Source organism: Variovorax sp. DXTD-1 (assembly GCF_003984625.1).
GTDB lineage: Bacteria > Pseudomonadota > Gammaproteobacteria > Burkholderiales > Burkholderiaceae_C > Variovorax.
In genome coordinates this window covers 69,944-87,216 of record NZ_RWKH01000002.1, presented here as the reverse complement: position 1 = coordinate 87,216, position 17,273 = coordinate 69,944, and the positions used below count along the sequence as shown (strand labels likewise).

17 protein-coding genes are annotated in these 17,273 nt (G+C 66.3%); 2 read left to right on the top strand and 15 right to left on the bottom strand.

Going from position 1 to position 17,273, the window contains the following annotated elements:
* Positions 1-338: 338 nt before the first annotated feature.
* From EJI00_RS02485 to EJI00_RS02460, 6 genes are all read right to left on the bottom strand, one after another.
* The gene (locus EJI00_RS02485; protein ID WP_185868040.1) at positions 339-1,625 is read right to left on the bottom strand and encodes a phosphatidylserine/phosphatidylglycerophosphate/cardiolipin synthase family protein; all 1,287 of its coding nucleotides are present in this window, start codon (positions 1,623-1,625) and stop codon (positions 339-341) included.
* A gap of 293 nt (positions 1,626-1,918) precedes the next feature.
* Entirely contained in the window at positions 1,919-2,593 is a 675-nt protein-coding gene (locus tag EJI00_RS02480) for a glycosyltransferase (RefSeq protein ID WP_126745882.1), read from the bottom strand.
* Positions 2,590-3,195, bottom strand: a complete 606-nt coding sequence (locus EJI00_RS02475) for a nodulation S family protein (RefSeq protein WP_260590429.1) — start codon at positions 3,193-3,195, stop codon at positions 2,590-2,592. The genes EJI00_RS02480 and EJI00_RS02475 overlap by 4 nt, the downstream gene beginning before the upstream one ends.
* Positions 3,192-3,950, bottom strand: a complete 759-nt coding sequence (locus tag EJI00_RS02470) for a PIG-L deacetylase family protein (RefSeq protein WP_126745881.1) — start codon at positions 3,948-3,950, stop codon at positions 3,192-3,194. The genes EJI00_RS02475 and EJI00_RS02470 overlap by 4 nt, the downstream gene beginning before the upstream one ends.
* Positions 3,938-4,921 (bottom strand): acyl-CoA dehydrogenase family protein, encoded by a 984-nt coding sequence (locus tag EJI00_RS02465; RefSeq protein ID WP_260590428.1) that lies wholly within the window; start codon positions 4,919-4,921, stop codon positions 3,938-3,940. The genes EJI00_RS02470 and EJI00_RS02465 overlap by 13 nt, the downstream gene beginning before the upstream one ends.
* Positions 4,922-4,943: 22 nt before the next feature.
* Positions 4,944-5,456 carry a ferritin-like domain-containing protein gene (locus EJI00_RS02460; RefSeq protein WP_126745879.1) on the bottom strand — a complete coding sequence of 171 codons (513 nt, stop codon included), beginning with the start codon at positions 5,454-5,456 and terminating at the stop codon, positions 4,944-4,946.
* A 580-nt stretch (positions 5,457-6,036) separates the two neighbouring features.
* Here EJI00_RS02460 and EJI00_RS02455 point away from each other — a divergent pair.
* On the top strand, positions 6,037-6,306 hold the full coding sequence (locus tag EJI00_RS02455; protein ID WP_126745878.1) for a GlsB/YeaQ/YmgE family stress response membrane protein: 270 nt from the start codon (positions 6,037-6,039) through the stop codon (positions 6,304-6,306).
* 944 nt (positions 6,307-7,250) lie between these two features.
* Here the strand turns inward: EJI00_RS02455 and EJI00_RS02450 are convergent.
* The 8 genes from EJI00_RS02450 to EJI00_RS02415 all read right to left on the bottom strand — a co-directional run bounded on the left by EJI00_RS02450 (position 7,251) and on the right by EJI00_RS02415 (position 15,412).
* On the bottom strand, positions 7,251-7,454 hold the full coding sequence (locus EJI00_RS02450) for a hypothetical protein (protein ID WP_126745877.1): 204 nt from the start codon (positions 7,452-7,454) through the stop codon (positions 7,251-7,253).
* A gap of 314 nt (positions 7,455-7,768) precedes the next feature.
* Positions 7,769-8,350, bottom strand: coding sequence for a protocatechuate 3,4-dioxygenase (locus EJI00_RS02445; RefSeq protein ID WP_126745876.1), 582 nt, complete (start codon positions 8,348-8,350; stop codon positions 7,769-7,771).
* Positions 8,351-8,507: 157 nt separating this feature from the next.
* The gene (locus EJI00_RS02440) at positions 8,508-9,872 is read right to left on the bottom strand and encodes an ABC transporter permease (RefSeq protein ID WP_126745875.1); all 1,365 of its coding nucleotides are present in this window, start codon (positions 9,870-9,872) and stop codon (positions 8,508-8,510) included.
* On the bottom strand, positions 9,869-11,296 hold the full coding sequence (locus EJI00_RS02435) for an ABC transporter permease (RefSeq protein ID WP_126745874.1): 1,428 nt from the start codon (positions 11,294-11,296) through the stop codon (positions 9,869-9,871). The genes EJI00_RS02440 and EJI00_RS02435 overlap by 4 nt, the downstream gene beginning before the upstream one ends.
* Positions 11,293-12,051: an ABC transporter ATP-binding protein gene (locus EJI00_RS02430; RefSeq protein ID WP_126745873.1), complete on the bottom strand. Its 759-nt coding sequence runs from the start codon at positions 12,049-12,051 to the stop codon at positions 11,293-11,295. Before EJI00_RS02430 ends, EJI00_RS02435 begins: the two co-directional genes overlap by 4 nt.
* 19 nt (positions 12,052-12,070) lie before the next feature.
* On the bottom strand, positions 12,071-14,248 hold the full coding sequence (locus tag EJI00_RS02425) for a TonB-dependent siderophore receptor (protein WP_126745872.1): 2,178 nt from the start codon (positions 14,246-14,248) through the stop codon (positions 12,071-12,073).
* A gap of 145 nt (positions 14,249-14,393) precedes the next feature.
* Positions 14,394-14,768 (bottom strand): DUF2946 family protein, encoded by a 375-nt coding sequence (locus EJI00_RS02420; RefSeq protein ID WP_221885020.1) that lies wholly within the window; start codon positions 14,766-14,768, stop codon positions 14,394-14,396.
* A gap of 23 nt (positions 14,769-14,791) precedes the next feature.
* The gene (locus EJI00_RS02415) at positions 14,792-15,412 is read right to left on the bottom strand and encodes a DNA-3-methyladenine glycosylase I (RefSeq protein ID WP_126745870.1); all 621 of its coding nucleotides are present in this window, start codon (positions 15,410-15,412) and stop codon (positions 14,792-14,794) included.
* 180 nt (positions 15,413-15,592) lie between these two features.
* On the opposite strand from EJI00_RS02415, the gene EJI00_RS02410 reads away from it, so the two are divergent.
* A complete protein-coding gene (locus EJI00_RS02410) occupies positions 15,593-16,216 on the top strand; it encodes a 2'-5' RNA ligase family protein (protein WP_126745869.1) in 624 nt (207 codons plus the stop codon).
* 19 nt (positions 16,217-16,235) lie between these two features.
* On the opposite strand, the gene EJI00_RS02405 is transcribed toward EJI00_RS02410, so the two are convergent.
* Positions 16,236-17,150, bottom strand: coding sequence for a LysR family transcriptional regulator (locus EJI00_RS02405; protein ID WP_126745868.1), 915 nt, complete (start codon positions 17,148-17,150; stop codon positions 16,236-16,238).
* Positions 17,151-17,273 lie beyond the last annotated feature (123 nt).

The window sequence follows — 17,273 nt, the reverse complement described above, 5'->3', positions numbered from 1 at the left end:
CTTTGCCAAGGGGCGCTACTGCTGGCATGCGCGATCGGCTGGCGAAAGCGCAGCATCTCCTCCCTTGCATTGGCGGCGAAAGGTTCGGCGGTAGAACTTGCCTGGCAAGGCAGCCATCGCACAGCCGGCGGGCAGGCCTGCGACGTGGATGCGACCGGGGTCGAGCCGGTGCTCACGCGCGGCTTTCTTCACCGTTTTGAAGCAGGGGCGCCAGAATGCACTTGACCATGACCATCCTCTCTCCCCGTTGGATCCGCTCGCTCTGACGATGCACTTTCGACGGCCAATGGGCTCGGGATCGACATCGAATTTAGAGTGGCGCTCGAGACCGAGGTTCGCTATAGCTGAGCCGCGAGCAGGGAGGCAAGATGCTCCATGATCTTTTCTGGAAGGGGCCGTGCGCGCCAACCTTCGAGCGTGACGCGTTTCGACTGCTTCAGGTCTGCTTCAAACTGCCTCGCCTGCGCGGCGGTGAACTCTGCGTCGTAAATATTGAGGTTGGCTTCGTCGTTCAGCCGAAACGAGCGATTGTCGAAGTTCGTGGAGCCGACAGAGGTCAGCAAACCGTCTGCGGTGAACACCTTGACGTGGAACATCGTCGGCTGGTATTCATAGATTTCAGCACCTGCTTCGAGAAGAGGTCCCCAGCTCGCGCGCGAGGCGCCGCGCACGGTCTGCGAATCGATGATCGGCCCCGGCACGATGATGCGCACGCGCACGCCGCGCTTCATGGCGGCGACCAGTGCGCCGATGGTGAGATCGTCGGGCACAAAATAGGCGCTCGAGAGGTCAATGGTCTTGGCCGCTGCGGTGATCGACAGAAGGTACATCAGATGCACGCCTTCGCTGCCGCCCGACGGCGAACTGCTGAACACCTGCGCGCGCCCGTTGCCGGCGGTCGCGAGTGCGGGGAAATATGCTTCTCCGTGAAGCACATCGCCCGATGCCTTGACCCAGTTGTCCATGAAGACCGCCTGCATCTGAGCAACCACCGGCCCTTCGACTTTGAAGTGCGAGTCGCGCCAATGTTCCGCGTCCTGTGCGTCGCCTGTCCACTTGGGCGCGATACCCACTCCACCAGTGAAGCCGGTGTGGCCATCGATCACCAGCAGCTTGCGATGGGTCCGGTTGTTCATGCGTGCGATGTCGTACCAGGCGGGCTTGTGAAACTTCCGGATCTGCACCCCAGCGGCTTCCATTTCCTGAAGGAACTTCTCGTCGATCTTGCCGCTGCCGACCCAGTCGAGCAGCAGGTGCACTCTGACTCCGTCCTTCGCGCGATCAGCGAGCGCGTCGGCGAATGCCTTGCCAATGTCGCCCGACCAGTAGATATAGGTCTCGAACGTGATGGTTTGCTTAGCGCTGCGGATCGCCTCAAGCATCGGTGGAAAAATGCGGTCACCGTTGTAAAGCGCCTCGATGCGGTTGCCCTCCAGAATCGGCGGACCGAGCAGCACGCCGAGCGCGCGCTGATACTGCGCGTCGTCCAGGCTGTACTCGCGCTTGATTTGCTCATCGAGCTTCTTTTCTCCTGCGGTGAAGTTGAGCGCCAATAAGGTGGCCGCCAAGGTTAGAAGGGAAGTCCAGATGACGGTCTTCAAGCGAGAGCCGGAGCGTTTATTCATGGTTCTGGTTGAGCGCCAATGGGACCGCAGCCGAGCGACAGGCGCGACAGGGCTGCCGAGCCTGTTGCCGCAGCGCTTTGGAATCTAGTTGAATCATGGCGCACCTTCTGATGGGAGCGAATAGCTTCAACCCCAAGGGTCGCGCACCGCGTAGGAGAAGAGGAGCGGTCCAGTCGGCCGGTGCCGCGACCTGCCCGCATAGGTCTTAGAACATCCGTGCCGGCCTCTCGTTGCCTGCGCGATGCGCCGGTGATGTCTTGCCCGCGCTTGACTGCAGTCAAAATTCCGCGTCGTCACCTCTTCTGCGTTGCCGCGATGACCGCGAGCAGCGTATCCCCAAAGCCGCCCCGTGCCCGCGCATCAGTGCGCGCGCTGGTGACGACGCGTGGCGCCGCGCTCCATGCGATGCGTGCGCCCGCCATCTGAAGGGACGCTACCAACGCAACATCCTCGCTGCAGGTCATCGGCGGGAAGCCGCCAACGCTACGGTAAGCCTCGGCGGTAACGCCCAGGTTGGCGCCATGCACGTGGCGGTGACCGTCCGCGTCGGTGTAGGTGCGCGCAAAATGCGCGCAGATAAATGCGCTGTTGTCGCCGTGGGCGCTCCAGTCTCGGACCCCGACCGACCCACAGACCACGTCGGCCTGCTGCGCGAGTTGCTTCTCCAGCCAATCGGGCGAGACATGCGTGTCGGCGTCGGTGAAGGCCAGCCAGCGCGCACCGGCCTCGAGCAGCATGTCGGCGCCGGCCGCCCGCGCTGCCCCCACGTTTCGCACAGAGAGCGACAGTGTGAGCGCGCCGTGCGCTCGCGCGATCGCACCGGTCGCATCGCTGCAACTGTCGAGCACCACCACCACAACGACCGTCTCGCCACCAAGGCCCGGATGGCTGGCCGCCCGCATCGCGGCAGTCAACGTCGCGCCAATGTGTTCGCCTTCGTCGTGCGCCGGAATGACGATGCCGATCACCGGATGCCCTCGTGCGCGGCGACCGAGCGGCCGTCGCGCGACCACAGCTGGAGAAGGAAGTCGTCCTCCTCGTGCCGAAGCAGCCGTGCGAGACCCAGCGCTGACAGCGCGGCGTGCACCTCGTCCGTGGCGAGCGCGCGTTCACTGAAATCCGGCCGCCAGTCGCATGCGAGCAGCGTGCCGTTGGCATCGAGCGCATTCATGCAGCACTGCGCCAGCGCGTGCATTGAAGCCGCGTCGAGAAAATAGCCGATTTCGCTGAGCACGATGAGATCGAAGCGGCCCGTGCCCTCGGGCCAGTCGTCGGGCAGCGTGTGCTGTTCGATGCGCACGTTCGGCACGTCCGCGCAGCGCGCTCGCGCGAGCGCCACCGCCCGTGCGGACATGTCGCTCGCGAACAGCGCGTCGCAGCGCGCCGCCAGGGCGAGCGTCACTTCGCCGTTGCCGCAGCCGGGTTCATAGGCGCTGCGGTAGCGCCGCTGCGGCAGGGCGGCGAGCATAAGCTGCCGTTTGCGCTCCTCGTACCAGCGCGTGCGCAGACCATAGGGATCGTCGCTGCTAGCGTACATGCCCTCGAAGTAGCCGACGGGCGGGCGGCTCATGTCAAAAGGACCTCGTAGTCACGCGCGGCGCGTGCCACGGTCGTGGCGTGCAGGATCGGATCGGCGCCGGTGGATGCATCGGGCTGCAACTGGCTGGCAAAGGCCTGGAGTGCGGCGCGCTTGCGGCGCGCGGCGTCGGGGTCGAGCAACAGGCGGTGCGCGCGATGCCACGGCACGCGGGCATCGCCCGGAACCGCCCAGTGCCAACCCCATACCGGCACCTCCACCAGCTGCGCGCCGATGCATGTCGCCGCGAACGCACAGGCATGTCCCGTGGCCTCGTGATCGGGGTGGCCATCTCGCCGCCATGTGGTGAACACCACGTCGGACGGCCGCATCAAGTCCAGCAGTCGACCTGCCAGCAGGCCCTGCAGTTTGCGCAAGCCGCCGTCGGGCAGGCCAAGCCTCATGGGCTCGCTCTCGACACCCAGACAGCGCAACGCCGCACGGCTCTCACGTGGCCGCTCGTTGGCGAGCCGCTCCATGGGCCACTCACGCGAGTCGGGATGACTCGCTGTTCCGTCGGTGACTGCGACGACGTGCACAGGCGTTGCGCTGCGCGCGAGTTGTGCGAGCAGGCCACCGACCGATAGCACCTCGTCGTCGGGATGCGGCGCCACCACGAGAGCCCGTGCGCCGGCGGGCATGAGCAGGCTGGCGGTGACGGCAGGAAGCTGCGCAAGACCTGGCCAGCCGTTCCACTCGGCTTCGGTCGTGCCGTCGCCCCGGATGGGGCGGCGCTTCACAGTACCCATGGATCGTCCTTCGCATCGTCCACTGACTCGCCCAGCGCCGCGAGATCGCGCTCGGCATGGCTTTGCCTCAGGAACACCGGCAGGTCGGCCATCGCGCGCGCGAACCGTGCGTCGCGGCACAGCGGCCCCGCACCCACGGCTCGGCCGGCATGGTGCATGACGTCGGCGGCCGCCTGCTCGACGACCAGCCGCGCGCGCAGCGCAACGCGCCGTGCGTCGTCGCGAGGTTGTGCGTCGATCCACGCGGCCGCCTCGCGCAGCACGGCGAGTGCGCCGGCCAGGGCCACGTCCATCGCGCCCACGTGAGCCCGCCGGTGCGGATCGGCGGCTGCACCGGTGTGCGCGCGGGCCATGTTTGCGATGCCCAGCGCGCCGCCGAGCCAGCAGGCCGCAATGCCCGCCCCGCCGTGCCAGAAGCCGAGGCGCCGGACATAGTCATGCGGGCCACCAACCTGGATCGCCTCGGCGCCATCGAAGCGCACGTCGACGCTGCTGCTGGCCGCCATGCCCACGGCGAGCCAACCGTCGCCAGTCACTTCCACGCCCGGCTGATTCATCTGCACCGCAGCAAGACACGGCTCGCCGTCGCCATTCCAGCAGCTCACGATCGCGTGCGTGACTTGCGCCGCGCCGGAGCACCAGGCTTTGGTGCCGACGAGGCGTACGTGAGGGCCGTCGCGCGACATCACTACTCGTGCGTCCGGCGGTTCGGCGCACCAGGTGCCCCAGCGCGACCCGGTCAGCGCTGCAGGCCCGCCGAGCTCCGCAAGAATGGCCAGCGCGTCGGTGTGGCCCTCGAACAGCTTGGCCAGCGAAAGATCGTGCGCCGCGACTTGCGCGAGGATGCGCCAGCGTGCCAAGGTCTGACCCGCGGCCGGTAGCGCGAGCCGGTCGATGCCGGCTTCGGTCAAGTGCTCCAGCGCGAGCGCACTGTCGTGCGCCTCACACAGGTCTTCGAGAACGCCGCACACGCTCTTCCTCACAAAACAGATCTCAGTCGCGCTGGCGGGCCGCATCCCGCAGATCGCGGATCTGGTCGTGGTTGCGCTGGGCACCCTCGGCCTGTTGGGAAACCAGGCCGCGTACGTCCGCGGGCAGGTTCTGCTTGAGCGCCTTTCGGTAGCGGGCGATGGCCATGTCCTCGCCGCGTTCGCAGGATTCGAGCATCGACAGTTCGCTGTTGGCACCGAGCGTGCCCTTCACGTGTACCCAGCCGCGATGCAGCGCACCGCTCGTCGTACCGCCTTCCACGGGTTGGCCGCCATAGGCCGTGATCATCTGGATCAGCTGGCCTTCGGCTGCCTTGCATTGGATGGCTCGGTCCGAGAACAGACGCTTGACCGCGTCGGATTCGACCTCTTCGGCGCAGGCCCGAAAGCCGAATTCGCCGTCGCGGCAGTTCTCCAGAAGGTCGTTCAGGACATCGACCACTTCGTCGTTCGCGAGGGGTGCGCCGACGATTGTGGGGTCGATGGTCGTATCGAGAGGGGTGTTGACGGGTGTCATGGTGGCGTTTCCTTTGGGGTGCCCGTGGGCTGGCTGCGGGATTGCGTTGCAAGGCTCACTGTGGTCGCAGCATCGCCGGCTTCACGTCATCCACGCTGGATGCCGTTCGTAAGGAACGCGCCCATACTCCGATGTCCTCGGTCGGCAGCGTCCACCCTGCACAGCTGAAAGCGCCCTACCTGGCGCGTCAACGGTGAGACCGCGGAACGGCATCACTGGCCCAGCCGCCCAGCTCTCGCCGACCGACGCCGTGCACGACCCTGCGGTGGCGACTACCCAGGCTTGAGAAGTAAGCCTATAGCCGTCCGTGGAATCGGGCCAAGTCCAACCGCGCGAGCACGATCACAAGCCGCTGGCTGCGCAGCACCCCATGCCGGGACTGCGAGCGGCTCTGTACACGTAGCGATCGGTGACAGAGAGAGGGCACCTCTCGAAGTAGGCGGCGGCTTGCTGGCCATGGACCGCCACCGAACCCTGCTTGGGCCACCGTCCCTTTTTCCTGACCCATTTGGGGGCGTTGTCCTATAGGAGCACCGTGCCCGCGGTACGACGCTGGGTCAAATCAACCAAGGAGCGCGTCATGAATCTCATCATCTGGCTTGTCGTGGGCGGACTGATCGGCTGGGTCGCCAGCATGATCATGAAGACCAATGCCCAGCAAGGCATGATCCTCAACGTGATTGTGGGCATCGTCGGGTCGCTGCTGGGCGGCTGGCTCGTCGCACCGCTGCTCGGGGTCGCGACAGTCAATCAGAACGACTTCAGCATCCTGGGCCTGCTGGCCTCGCTCATCGGCGCCGTCATCCTGCTGGCGATCGTCAACCTGGCGCGCCGCGGTCGCGTCCGCTGAGCGCGGATCGTCATGGTCTTCATAGGCATTTGATCCATACGCTCGTGGCCTGGCGGGCGACGCGCTCGGCAGCCGTGACGGCCGATTAAGAGGCCGACTCCTGGAGTGGCACAGGCGCGAACGAAGCCCTGCCGACACAAGCTATCGACGAGGTTTTTGGCCACGACCATTTGCACCGGGATCGCGCAGCAGTGAGCATTGGCGTTGACGAGGCGCGGAAAAGGCGTCGGAACTGCTGCCGGATGTAGTTAACCCAATCTACGCCTGCCGGAAGATACCGGAGGGCGATCAGCCCTCGGCGAGCGTGGACGACTACCTGGGGCGGCTCACATAGCGTCTGACTTCTGCGCGGGCACATGTCGGTCACGCGAGGCACGTGTCGAGTCGTGCACTCCTCGGCGAGCCATGAACGCGATGCCGTCCCAGGCGTGAAAAGGCAGTTCGCTACCGACGAGGACTTCAAGCCCTGATTCATCATAGAGCCCTGCGAAGTCCACCCGATGCTCCAAACTGCGGCCGTAGCTCAGTTCGAAGACGGCCGGCGCGCCGCCGGGCCGTGATAGTCCGACGAAAGCCGTCCTTTCGCGGGCTATGTGCTATTCCAGGCACGTCCGAGGATCAGGGCGAAAAGTGCTTTTCAAACTGGCTGGAAGGGGCAGAGCCCGCGGTTGCCATTTCGATTGTCAACATGGGGCGGCGGCAGATAGTGCTTCGGCTATGGCGCGGAGATGACCTGATTGGAAATGCATCCATGACAGCGGCGCGTGAAGCAGGGATTCGAACGATCGGCTTCATCACCGAGCCACACAGTCCTAGCCAGAGCCGGGTACTTTTTTCCTCTAGTCTCAGTCCACTTTTTGAACCTCAAACCCTTCGAGTTCAATACCACGGTAAGCTTGGGCGAACGCGATCGTACGTAAGCGGGCTTCATAGAAAGCAAAAAACTACCAGAAGTTGCGACGGTAAAAGTGACGGTAAAGTGCGATGTCATCAGTGCTCGAGGTCAGCATCCATGCGGATTCTGAGCCGCAGGAAATAATTGAGTGGGTGAGGTTCACTTCTCCATAAAAAAAGCCGCTGCTCCCAGCGGCTTTTTTTGTTCCTAGTTGCGCTTCCAGGCGTTCCACCAGCGCCGGGAAGGTTGCCACGGTGCGAGCGGCCGGGTGTCCAGGTCGTAGTTCATGGGTGGTACATCGCCGCGAAGCTTTCGTACCTTCACCTCAAGGGCATGGGCGATGCCGCGTGCATGCCGGTCTCCGCGAAGCGCGCGCCTGCGCCACTCTGCCGCCTGCGCGGCCAGGGCATGCTGATCTGAGTCGTCCAGTTCCACCATGCGGGCATTGTTTATTTTTGCCGGTCGCCGGCTGTAGGCGGATGGAGTACGCGCTTGTACGAAAAGATACAAACGCCCGCCTTTTGCGACAGCGCGTTCAGGTGCCGCCGTCGCCGAGCCCGGGTGCACTCAAGCCGCAACCACGATCGGAAAACGTGCCCGCAGCCCGTCCGCCCCGCGCTCGAAAGGCACGGTAACGGCGTCCCTCGCAGCTTGGGAAAGGTTGCGCCAGAGAAAGTCGCGCGCGTTGCCAGGGTCGCCGGCCACGTAGAGCTGCGTGGTCAGCAGTTCGCGCGTGCCCAGCTTCACCTTGACGTGAATGTGCGGCGTGCGCCCGCTGTAGGGCACGGGCCGGATGGTGCGGAAGCGGTAGCTGCCGTCCTCGCCGACCGCGACGCGGCCAAAGCCCTGAAAGGCCGCGTCGGCTTTGTCGCCGTCGCCGGGGTGGTGGTAATGGCCGTTTTCATCGCATTGCCAGATCTCGACCTGCGCGCCGCGCAGCGGCTTGCCGTCCAGGTCGCTCACCGAGCCGTCGACCCACGTCGGCTGGCCGCCGCGGTAGTTCAGCATGCCGTTGCGCAGCAGGTCGTTGTCGGAATCGCTCGGCAGGCGGACGGGATAGAAGGGCCCTTCGGTTTGCGACGGCGTGGCCATCCGGGCCGCTGCGGGCTGGGCCCGGGCACCCAGCCAGAGCGCGGGAAAGGCGACCATTGCCGCGGCGACGGTGCGCCGTGGAAGGCCGTCCGCACGGCCAGTCCGCTCGGACGGTGCTCGATCCGGTGCGGATTCAACCCGGACAGATCCTGGTTCTGGCGTGGCGTGCATGGCCTGTCAGAGCCGCGGCGCACGCGCGAGTTCCGCGCCTTCGTCAACCGGCGTTCGGGCGCACCCGGCCGGCCGCGGCCACGCCCAGCGCCAGAATCACCGCGCCCATCAGCAGCAACCCCAGAAGCTGTCCGAGCGGCACTTCCGCCGAATGCGCCGCCGGGCTGAAGCTCGGCTGCGAGGCGAAGTCCTGCGGACCGAAGCGCAGGTCGTTGAACAGGTACGGGTAGTAGAAGGCACGCAACCGGGCATGAAATTCGGCGATGCGGTCCTGATACGCCAGCTGCGCCTGCAAGTCGGTATCGGCCTGCCGATGCAACGCGGCCTGCACGCCGACGCCCGGCAGCAGCCAGCCCAAGCGCGAGGTCCATCGCTGGCGTGCGAGCAGGCCGTCGCGATAAGCCGCCGCCTGCGGTGCCGCGCTCTCGTCACCGAGCTGCTGAAAGGCGTAGTACCACTTCCAGTGAAAGCCCGAGGGCAGCGGCGCGGTGTGCCGCCATTCGGGATGTGTGCGAAAGAACTTCTCCATCGTCGCCTCCGGCGGCAGATCCCACGCACCGTGCACGGCCTGGCGCTGCGCCAGCATCAACTCCACGCCCTGGTGTACAGGCACGGCACGCGCGAGCACGGCGTTGGCAAGGGTCGGCAGGATGAGGGTCAGCACGGCCCAGCAGCCCATGAGTGCCATTGCGTTGGCGGCGGAGCTTCCGCTTCGCGTTGCGACGATCAACGCCAGCCCGCTCCACACCGCGAGGTAGTCGGCCGTGACCAGCAGCACGGTGCCCACGGCTTCGATGGCAGTGCCGCTGTCCAGTGCCCCCGCCAGCACAGGCAGCACCAGGCAGCCGAAGACCAGCGCCGCGCGCAAGCCCGCGCGGCGCAGCCACAACCAGCGGCCGGCGCCGGGCATCGCCAGGAGCGTGCCCAGGCGGCCCGAGCGGCGTTCACCCGAAACCAGGTCGTAAAGCAGCGCAATGAGGAACAGCGGCGCCAGGTACACCAGCACGAAGGCAAAGTCGAATCGTCCGGCCAGCGCCAGTTCGGGGTTGAAGCTCTCGCCTTCGTGCAGCTGGGCCTGCAGCGCCAGGGCGCGCACGCGCAGCACATAAGGCGCGGCATCGCGCAGACCCAACGCGAGAAAGGCGGTGGGCGACGGCGCATCCCAGGTGCCATGGAACGTGTAGTAGGCGGCCGAACCGGCATCGCCGCCACGGATGTACTTGCGCGCCTGTGCAGCCAGTTCCTGCTGCTGCAGCCCGTTCAGTCGCGCAATGGTCTGCTGCTGGCGCGCAACTTCCCGCATGCCCGAAAGCACCGCAAGCGCCGACAGCGCCAACAGCAGCGTCAACGCGATCAGCGCGAGTTTCGAGCGCACGAGCAGGCGCAATTCATGGGTGAGCCAGTTCATCGCGTGACCTTCCCGAGACGGCGCGTGGCCACGGCCAGCAAACCTGCGAGTACCCCCAGCCAGAGCAGCAGCACTCCCGCGGCGGGCGCCGCGCGGCGCAGCGCCTCGGCGGGTGGTGCGGCTTCATAGCGAAAGTCGGCAACGCCATGCCAATGCGAATGGCTGATGCGGCTGTCGCGGCTGGAGCGGTCGCCCGCGAAGCTGAGCTTTTCGGCCTGCAGGCGGTTCAGCTCCTGCACCATGCGATAGCGATGGCGCTCGGCCTGTTCGACGAAGCGGCGGTAGTTCTGCAGGTCGGTGCCCGCCGCGGCCATCGAAAGGCGGCGCAGTGCGATCACCGGGCTGATCAGTGCAAAGGCGTCAACGCGGCGCAGCTGCGCCGCTTGCCGCTCGAAGCTCGCATTGGCGTAGCGCTCGAAGAGCGCGCTGGTCAGCCGTTCGCCTTCCACGCCGAGCAGGCCCTTGTAGTTGACGGGGAGGTCTTCCACGCGAGAAACGCCGTACTGCGCGAGCACTTTCTTCTTGAAGCCGGCGAAGTAGGGGTCATCCGGGTCGTGGCTGTCGCCCAGCGCAGCCAGGTCGCGGGCCACCGCGATGTCGGTCTCGAAGCGCGTGGACAGCGCAAGCGCCGAGGCCGCGATCTCGGGCGCCAGCCGCGGCACCAGCACCACGCTCACGGCCCAGAGCGCGAGCAATGCAACCAGGGCATCGCGTCCGCGCCCGAACCACGCAGAAACGCCGACGATGCCCGCAGCCCAGATCAGCAGCCACACGCCGTAGCCCGCCGCCATTGCGACAGCCAGGCCGGCGGGAGCGGTCGTTGCGGCGCCAATCCATAGCAATGCCAGCAATGCGGGTAGCAATGCCGCGGCCGCCACGCCGCAGAGGGCCAGCAACTTGCCCGCCACGATCTGCCACGGCCGGACCCCTTGCGCGAGCAGCACCCGCAGCGTGCCCGATTCGCGCTCGCGCGCCAGCGCCGCGTGGCCGACGAAGATGAGCAGCAACGGCGCCAGCACCTGCAGCACGAAGGCCGGGGTGAGCTGGCCGAAGCGCAGCAGCAGCGAAGACTGCCGCACGTCGCCGAAGTTGGCGCTGTTCTGCCGGTGCCCTTCGAGAAAGAGCGTGTGGCCCGTGTAGGCGTCCACCCCGGGGTCGAAAGCGGCCAGTGGGTTCAGAGGCCGGAAAACGAAGTGCCCGTAGTGCACCATGCGGTGAGGGTGCCGGTCGGGCTGGGTTTCGAATTCATGGTCGACTTGCCCCTGGTGGCGTGCGCGTTCCGCATCGGTCGTGCGGCGCTGTTCCCAGGCCGTGAAGGTGGCCACGGCAGTCAACAGCAGCAGCAACATTAGCCCGAGCACTGCGACGCGGTCGCGCCGCAGCAGGCGCCATTCCTCGCGCGCAATGTGCAATGCGGCGCTCATTGCTGCGCCTCCTGTCCGGCATAGCGTCGGTGCAATGCACGCACGTCGAAGCGCTCGGCGCCCGAGGCGGCGACTTCCTCGATCAGCCGCCCGCGTTCGATGAAGCCGATGCGGTCCGCCACGTCGGCGGCGCCGAGCAAGTCGTGCGTCACCATGAGCACGGCCACGCCTTGCGTGCGCAGCAGCCCGAGGATGCGGCTGAACTCGGTGGTGGCCTGCGGGTCGAGCCCGGAGTTGGGCTCGTCGAGCAGCAGCGCTGGCACCTTGCGCGCGAGTGCCAGCGCAATCGCCACCTTCTGGCGCATGCCTTTGGAGAACCCCGACACGCGCCGCCCGTGCGCGGTGGCGTCCAGTCCGGCGCTGGCCAACGCCTCGTCGATGGCCTGCGTGCCGGCGGGCTGGCCGGCAAGGTGGAGCAGGTAGGCCACGTTCTCGCGCGCGCTCAGATGTTCGTAGAGCGCCACGTTCTCGGGTATGTAGGCAAGCTGGCGCCGTGCGCCTGTCGGGTCCGCGACCGGGTCGGTGCCGTTCACGCGCACGCGGCCGCTGTCGGGCTTCACGAAGCCAAGGAAGAGGCTCAGCGTGGTGGTCTTGCCAGCGCCGTTGGCACCCAGCAGCGCGTAGATCTCACCGGCTTCGACTGTGAGGTCGAGCCCATGCAGGATGGTGTGCGCGCCGTAGCCGGCAACGACGCCGTGGGCCTCCAGCGCAGGGTGGGCCGCGGCGTGCGGCGTTGAAGAGTTGGTCATGGCCATGATCTGTATTTCCTCGCGTTCAGAACCGGGCCTGCAGGCCGAGCGTGATGGTGCGTGCCGTTCCCGGCGTCACCCACACGCGGCTGTAGGAGCTCGCGTAGTAGGTCTTGTCGAAAAGGTTGTCGACATCCAGCGTCAGCCGCAGCGTGGGGTTGAGCCGCCAGTAGGCGACCAGCTTGGCCGTGGTGTAGCTGGGCAGGTCGAACGCGGGCGTGCCGGGATTGGCCTCGGCCTGCGTGCGGGCCTGGCCCAGGCGCTTGCCCATGTAGGTGACGCCGCCGCCAATGCCGTAGCGCTGCCCGTTGGCAAAGGCGTCCTCATACACGGCAAGCACGCTGCCGTTGACCTTCGGCACGTTGAGCAGGCGTCCGCCAACCTCCAGGCTGTTGTCCTTCGCGATCTCCACGTCGTTGAACACCAGGCTCGCGTTGACACGCCAGTTCTTCGTCACCTGGCCCGCAAAGTCGAGTTCGAGGCCGCGGCTGCGAATTTCTCCCGCGGAGACCGAGTAGCCGGTGTTCACCGGATCGGAGGTCAGCACGTTGCGCTTGCGAATGTCGAACAGCGCGGCAGTCGCGCCGATGCGCTGGTCCGCGCTCTCCCATTTGGTGCCCAGCTCCAATGCGCGCCCGGTCTCCGGCGCGAAGCTGTTGGCCGCAAAGTCCGAGCCGACGTTCGGGCGGAACGAACGGCCCGCGTTCGCATAGAAGGTCCATTGCGGCGTCGGCAACCAGCTCAGGCCGATGCGCGGCGAAGTGGCCGAAGGGTCCTGGCTTGCCGTGGCGTTCGTCCGGCGGTTCAGCAGCGACTGGCGGTAGTTGTCCACCCGTACACCGGCTACCAGCCGCCATTCGGCGGCGAGCTTGATTGCATCCTGCACATAGAACGCGTTGCCGCGCTGATGCTCCAGCGTATCGGTGTTCGCACCCGGCGTCGGCTGGACCTGGCCATAGACCGGGTTGTAGATGTTGATGGCGTACGGCCGCGCGGCGCTCGGGTTCACCCGCAGCATCACCGAATCCATCGCGAAGCGGAAGCTCTCCGCGCCGAACAGCAGCTCGTGCTCGATGCCGCCCGTCTGCACCTTGCCCTGCAGCTCGGCCTGCAAGGCTGTGTCGTGGGAGTCGAAGTCGCGAAAGCGCCGCTGCCGCGTCAGGTTGCCGTTGGCCTGCAGCGCGTTCGCTTCGGTTGCAAAGCCGTTGATCGAGGTTTCGCGATAGGAAAGGCCCACGCGGCTTCGCCAGCTGGTGTTCCATTCATGCGAGAGAACGAACTGGTGCGTCTGGTTGTCGACGGTCACGTCGCCGTCGGCGGGCTCGCCCAGGAAACGGCTGCGCGGAACTACGCCCAGCTGGTTGTTGACAGCCACCACGCCGCGGTCCAGCGGTGTCTTGTGGCGCAGCACCTCGCCCGCATACTCCAGCACCGTGTCGCGGCCCAGCTTCCAGGTGAAGGCGGGCGCAATCACCTGGCGCTTGGCGCTCACATGGTCGCGAAAGCTGTCCCGGTCTTCCACCGCAACGTTGAGCCGGTAGGCGAGGTTCTCCCCGACGGGCCCGGTACTGTCGAACGAGCCGCGCTTCAAGCCATGGCTGCCGGCATACCCTTCGACCGAATGCGCGGCCTTCCAGAGCGGCCGCTTGGACACGATGTTGAGCGTGCCGCCCGGCTCGCTGCTGCCGTAGAGCGCGGCGGCCGTGCCCTTGAGAAATTCGATGCGCTCGACGCCCGCAAGATCTCGCGGGGCGTTGAAGCCGCGATTCGACGAGAAGCCGTTCAGCAGCGTGGCCATGCCGGTGCTCTCGTTGCCCGGCAGGCCGCGGATCGCGATGTTGTCCCAGAGACCGCCGAAGTTGTTCTGGCGCGAGACGCCGCCCACGTAGTCGAGCACGTCGTCCAGCTTGGTGGCGCCCAGGTCGTCGATGGCCTGGCGCGTGACGATGCGCACCGACTGCGGCAGCTCGCGCAGCGGCAGTTCGGTCTTGGCGCCGGCAGCTTCTTCGGAGTGGTAGGCGCCGGACTCGGTGCGGCCGATGACCTCGATGGTCGACAGCTCGGCCGTCGCCGGGGCCTCGGTCGCCGATTGGGCGAAGGCCGGTCCGGCAAAAAGGCTCCCCACTGCAAGGGCCGCGGGAAGCAGGCGGAAACCGGGAACCCGGCGCCACGCGAAAGGGGTGGAGGTGAGATTGGAAATCATGAACGGCACTCGACGAGAGACGGCCGGGCTGCGCGACGAAGGCGCGGCAAGGCAGAAATCGGGAAGAAACTGGTAAGTACGCGGCCGGGCTTATGAAGCACCGGGCAGCGGGGCGAGCAGGCAACAGTCCGCCTAGCGGCGGATCTCAGGCGAGTGCAGGGGGATCGCGCGAGGCGAAGGGCCAGCGTTCGGGATCGGGAACGAATGCGGCCGCGGGCCGCGTGGCCTGGAGCGCAGCCGGTTCGGTCCAACTGGCCAGGTAGATCGGCGGCGCAGCGAGGGCGCTGGCCTGCTGCGCGAACGCCACGCACCACGAGCACAGCGCCTGGGCTTCCGTGTCGTGGCCGTCGTCGCTGAGGCCGGCATCCAGCGAGCGCCACTCCTGCGCAATTTCCGGCCCCGCCTGCTGCAGATGCTCTGCTTCGTGCAAGGGCATGCCGACGGCCGTGTTGAAGAACACGGCGAGCAGCAGGAGTCGGAGAAGAATGCGGCGCATGATGACAGCGAAGGCCGGAATCATACTGTCGGGCACCGGCCGCCGGTTCAGCCTGCTGCGGCGTGCGGCCTCTTGAACGCGCCTCGCGCGTGTTGCGCCTTCGCCCGGATCACGCAGCCTTGCGCATGGTCGTTGATGAGGCCCATGGCCTGCATGAAGGCGTAAACGGTCGTTGGCCCGACGAACTTCCAGCCGAGCTTCTTCAGTGCCTTGGAAAGCGCGATGGAAGCCTCCGAGGTCGAAGCGCTCTGCGGTTCCGCGAGCGAGCCGGCATCGGGCTCATGGCGCCAGAAGAAGGCCGCCAGCGAGCCGTGGCTCGCGACCAGTTCTTGCGCACGGGCGGCGTTGTGGATCACCGCCTCGATCTTGCCCCGATGCCGGACGATGCCCGCGTCCTGCAGCAGGCGCTCGACGTCTTTCGCGGTGAAGCGGGCCACCTTGTCGAAGTCGAAGCCATGGAACGCCGCGCGAAAGTTTTCCCGCTTGGCAAGGATGGTGCGCCAGCTCAACCCCGACTGGAAGCCTTCCAGGCAGAGCTTCTCGAACAGGCGGCGGTCGTCCGCTACCGGAAAGCCCCACTCGGTGTCGTGGTAGGCAAGGAATTCGGGCGCGCTTGCGCACCAGCGGCAGCGCGGTTGGCCGTCTGGGCCGTTGATCAATGGTTCCAGGATCTGGTCCTCGGTGTTGTAGTGATGAAGGACGATCGTCCTGAACGGCGCGGAGAATAGGGCCGCCTTTCCGGTGCGTCAAGGACACGGCTCGCCGCACCGGTGCGGCGAGTGGCTTCGGTAAGCTATGGGCCCGACAGCAGTGCGAACCTCCGCGAGAAGACGCTCTTATTCCTTGCCATGCCCGAACAGCTTCTTCTCCCAGGTATCGACCCTCCGCCGCCGCCCCTGCGGCGCGCACGCAGCACAGCGCCCCGCAAGGAGCGCCTGCCTCGCTCGCTCTTCCTGGCGATCTTTCCGCACGCTGAAGACGCCGCTTCGATTGCCGCGCTGGGCGCGCGCCTCAAGGACAGGCATGCGCTGAAGGGAAAGCTGACCGAGGCGCATCGCCTGCATGTCACGCTGCATCACCTCGGAAGCTATCCGGCCGCAGTGCCGCGCAAGCAGGTGCAAGCCGCCATCGACGCTGCAGCGAGCGTGGCGCCTCCGTCTTTCCATGTGGTGTTCGACGAGGTCGTGCGGTTCGACAAAAGCAAGGCATTCGTCTTGTGCGGCAGCGAAAGCGGGACATCAGCGCTCGCGGCGTTCAGGCAGCGTCTTGGCGAAGCACTGGCCGATGCGGGCTTCAGGCCCGAACACGGCTTCACGCCTCACATGACCCTGGCCTACACGCCGGCGAAGGTCGAACGGCATCGGGTCGAGCCGGTCCGGTGGAAGGCCGATTCGTTCTCTCTCATCGAAAGCCACGTGGGCGAAAGCATCCATGAGGTGCTCGGTCAGTGGCCCGCGGTCCGGCCCGTCTGAAGCTCTTCGCCGCCGCGCTCTAGTCGCTGTCCGCAAAATTGTCGAACAGCAATCCGCGCAGCCACTGGTTGCCCGGATCGCGATGCACCTTCGCGTGCCAGAACAGGTTGATCGCAATCTGCGGCAGCGGCACGGGGTGAGGGCGCCACACCAGGCCGAAAGGCTCTGCGATGCTCTGCGCCAGCCGCTCCGGGACGGTGGCAATCATCTCGCTCGAGCGAAGAATGTGGCCAATGGCCACGAAGTGCGGCACCCTGAGCCGAATGCGCCTTTGTATGCCTTGCGCGGCCATCACGTCGTCGGCCTTGCCATGGCCCGTGCCGGCGGCTTGCACCAGAACATGGTCGGCCGCGCTGAAGTCCTTGAGCGACACGCTGCGCTTGCGCGCCAGCGGATGAGCACTTGAGAAGAGGCACACATAGCGCTGCAAGAACAGCCGGCGCTGAAACACGCCTGTCTTGAGCTGCGGCAGCAGCCCGATGGCAATGTCGACGTGGCCGGCCTCGAGCTCATCGCGCAGGCTGGCCGCGGCGTTGTTGCGCACCGTGCTGATCGCCACGCCCGGCGCCGCGGCAGACAGCGTTTCCATGAGCCTAGGCGTGAAGTAGATCTCGCCGATGTCGGTCATCGCCAGGGTGAAGCTGCGCGTGCTGGTTGCGGGGTCGAACACCACCTGCTGGTTCAGGGCCGAATGCAGCGCGCCCATGGCGTAGGCCACCGGTTCGGCCAGCTGCAATGCGAAAGGCGTGGGCTCCATGCCGCGTGCCGTGCGCAAGAAGAGCTCGTCGCCCAGCAGCTTGCGCAGCCGCGCCAGCGCATTGCTGATGGCCGGCTGCGAAAGGCCTAGCGATTCGGCCACCGCCGAGACGCGCTTCTCGGCCAGCATGCGGTCGAACACCAGCAGCAGGTTGAGGTCGATGTCCTTGAGTTGCATACGGACCTTTATTCATGGCGGTGATGTGGCCGATTCACCGGATTCTATTGGTCAATATGCATTCGCCGCGCATCATCCGCTCCAGAGACAAGCCGGCCTCTTGAGCCGGCGCATGGAAAAGCC

Excerpts from the sequence above, each read along its gene's own strand:
- EJI00_RS02420 (WP_221885020.1), bottom strand. The coding sequence starts at position 14,768 with ATGATTCCGGCCTTCGCTGTCATCATGCGCCGCATTCTTCTCCGACTC.
- EJI00_RS02455 (WP_126745878.1), top strand. The coding sequence starts at position 6,037 with ATGAATCTCATCATCTGGCTTGTCGTGGGCGGACTGATCGGCTGGGTC.
- EJI00_RS02440 (WP_126745875.1), bottom strand. The coding sequence starts at position 9,872 with ATGAACTGGCTCACCCATGAATTGCGCCTGCTCGTGCGCTCGAAACTC.
- EJI00_RS02460 (WP_126745879.1), bottom strand. The coding sequence starts at position 5,456 with ATGACACCCGTCAACACCCCTCTCGATACGACCATCGACCCCACAATC.
- EJI00_RS02405 (WP_126745868.1), bottom strand. The coding sequence starts at position 17,150 with ATGCAACTCAAGGACATCGACCTCAACCTGCTGCTGGTGTTCGACCGC.
- EJI00_RS02435 (WP_126745874.1), bottom strand. The coding sequence starts at position 11,296 with ATGAGCGCCGCATTGCACATTGCGCGCGAGGAATGGCGCCTGCTGCGG.
- EJI00_RS02425 (WP_126745872.1), bottom strand. The coding sequence starts at position 14,248 with ATGATTTCCAATCTCACCTCCACCCCTTTCGCGTGGCGCCGGGTTCCC.
- EJI00_RS02445 (WP_126745876.1), bottom strand. The coding sequence starts at position 8,350 with ATGGTCGCCTTTCCCGCGCTCTGGCTGGGTGCCCGGGCCCAGCCCGCA.
- EJI00_RS02485 (WP_185868040.1), bottom strand. The coding sequence starts at position 1,625 with ATGAATAAACGCTCCGGCTCTCGCTTGAAGACCGTCATCTGGACTTCC.
- EJI00_RS02410 (WP_126745869.1), top strand. The coding sequence starts at position 15,593 with ATGCCCGAACAGCTTCTTCTCCCAGGTATCGACCCTCCGCCGCCGCCC.
- EJI00_RS02470 (WP_126745881.1), bottom strand. The coding sequence starts at position 3,950 with ATGGGTACTGTGAAGCGCCGCCCCATCCGGGGCGACGGCACGACCGAA.
- EJI00_RS02475 (WP_260590429.1), bottom strand. The coding sequence starts at position 3,195 with ATGAGCCGCCCGCCCGTCGGCTACTTCGAGGGCATGTACGCTAGCAGC.
- EJI00_RS02430 (WP_126745873.1), bottom strand. The coding sequence starts at position 12,051 with ATGGCCATGACCAACTCTTCAACGCCGCACGCCGCGGCCCACCCTGCG.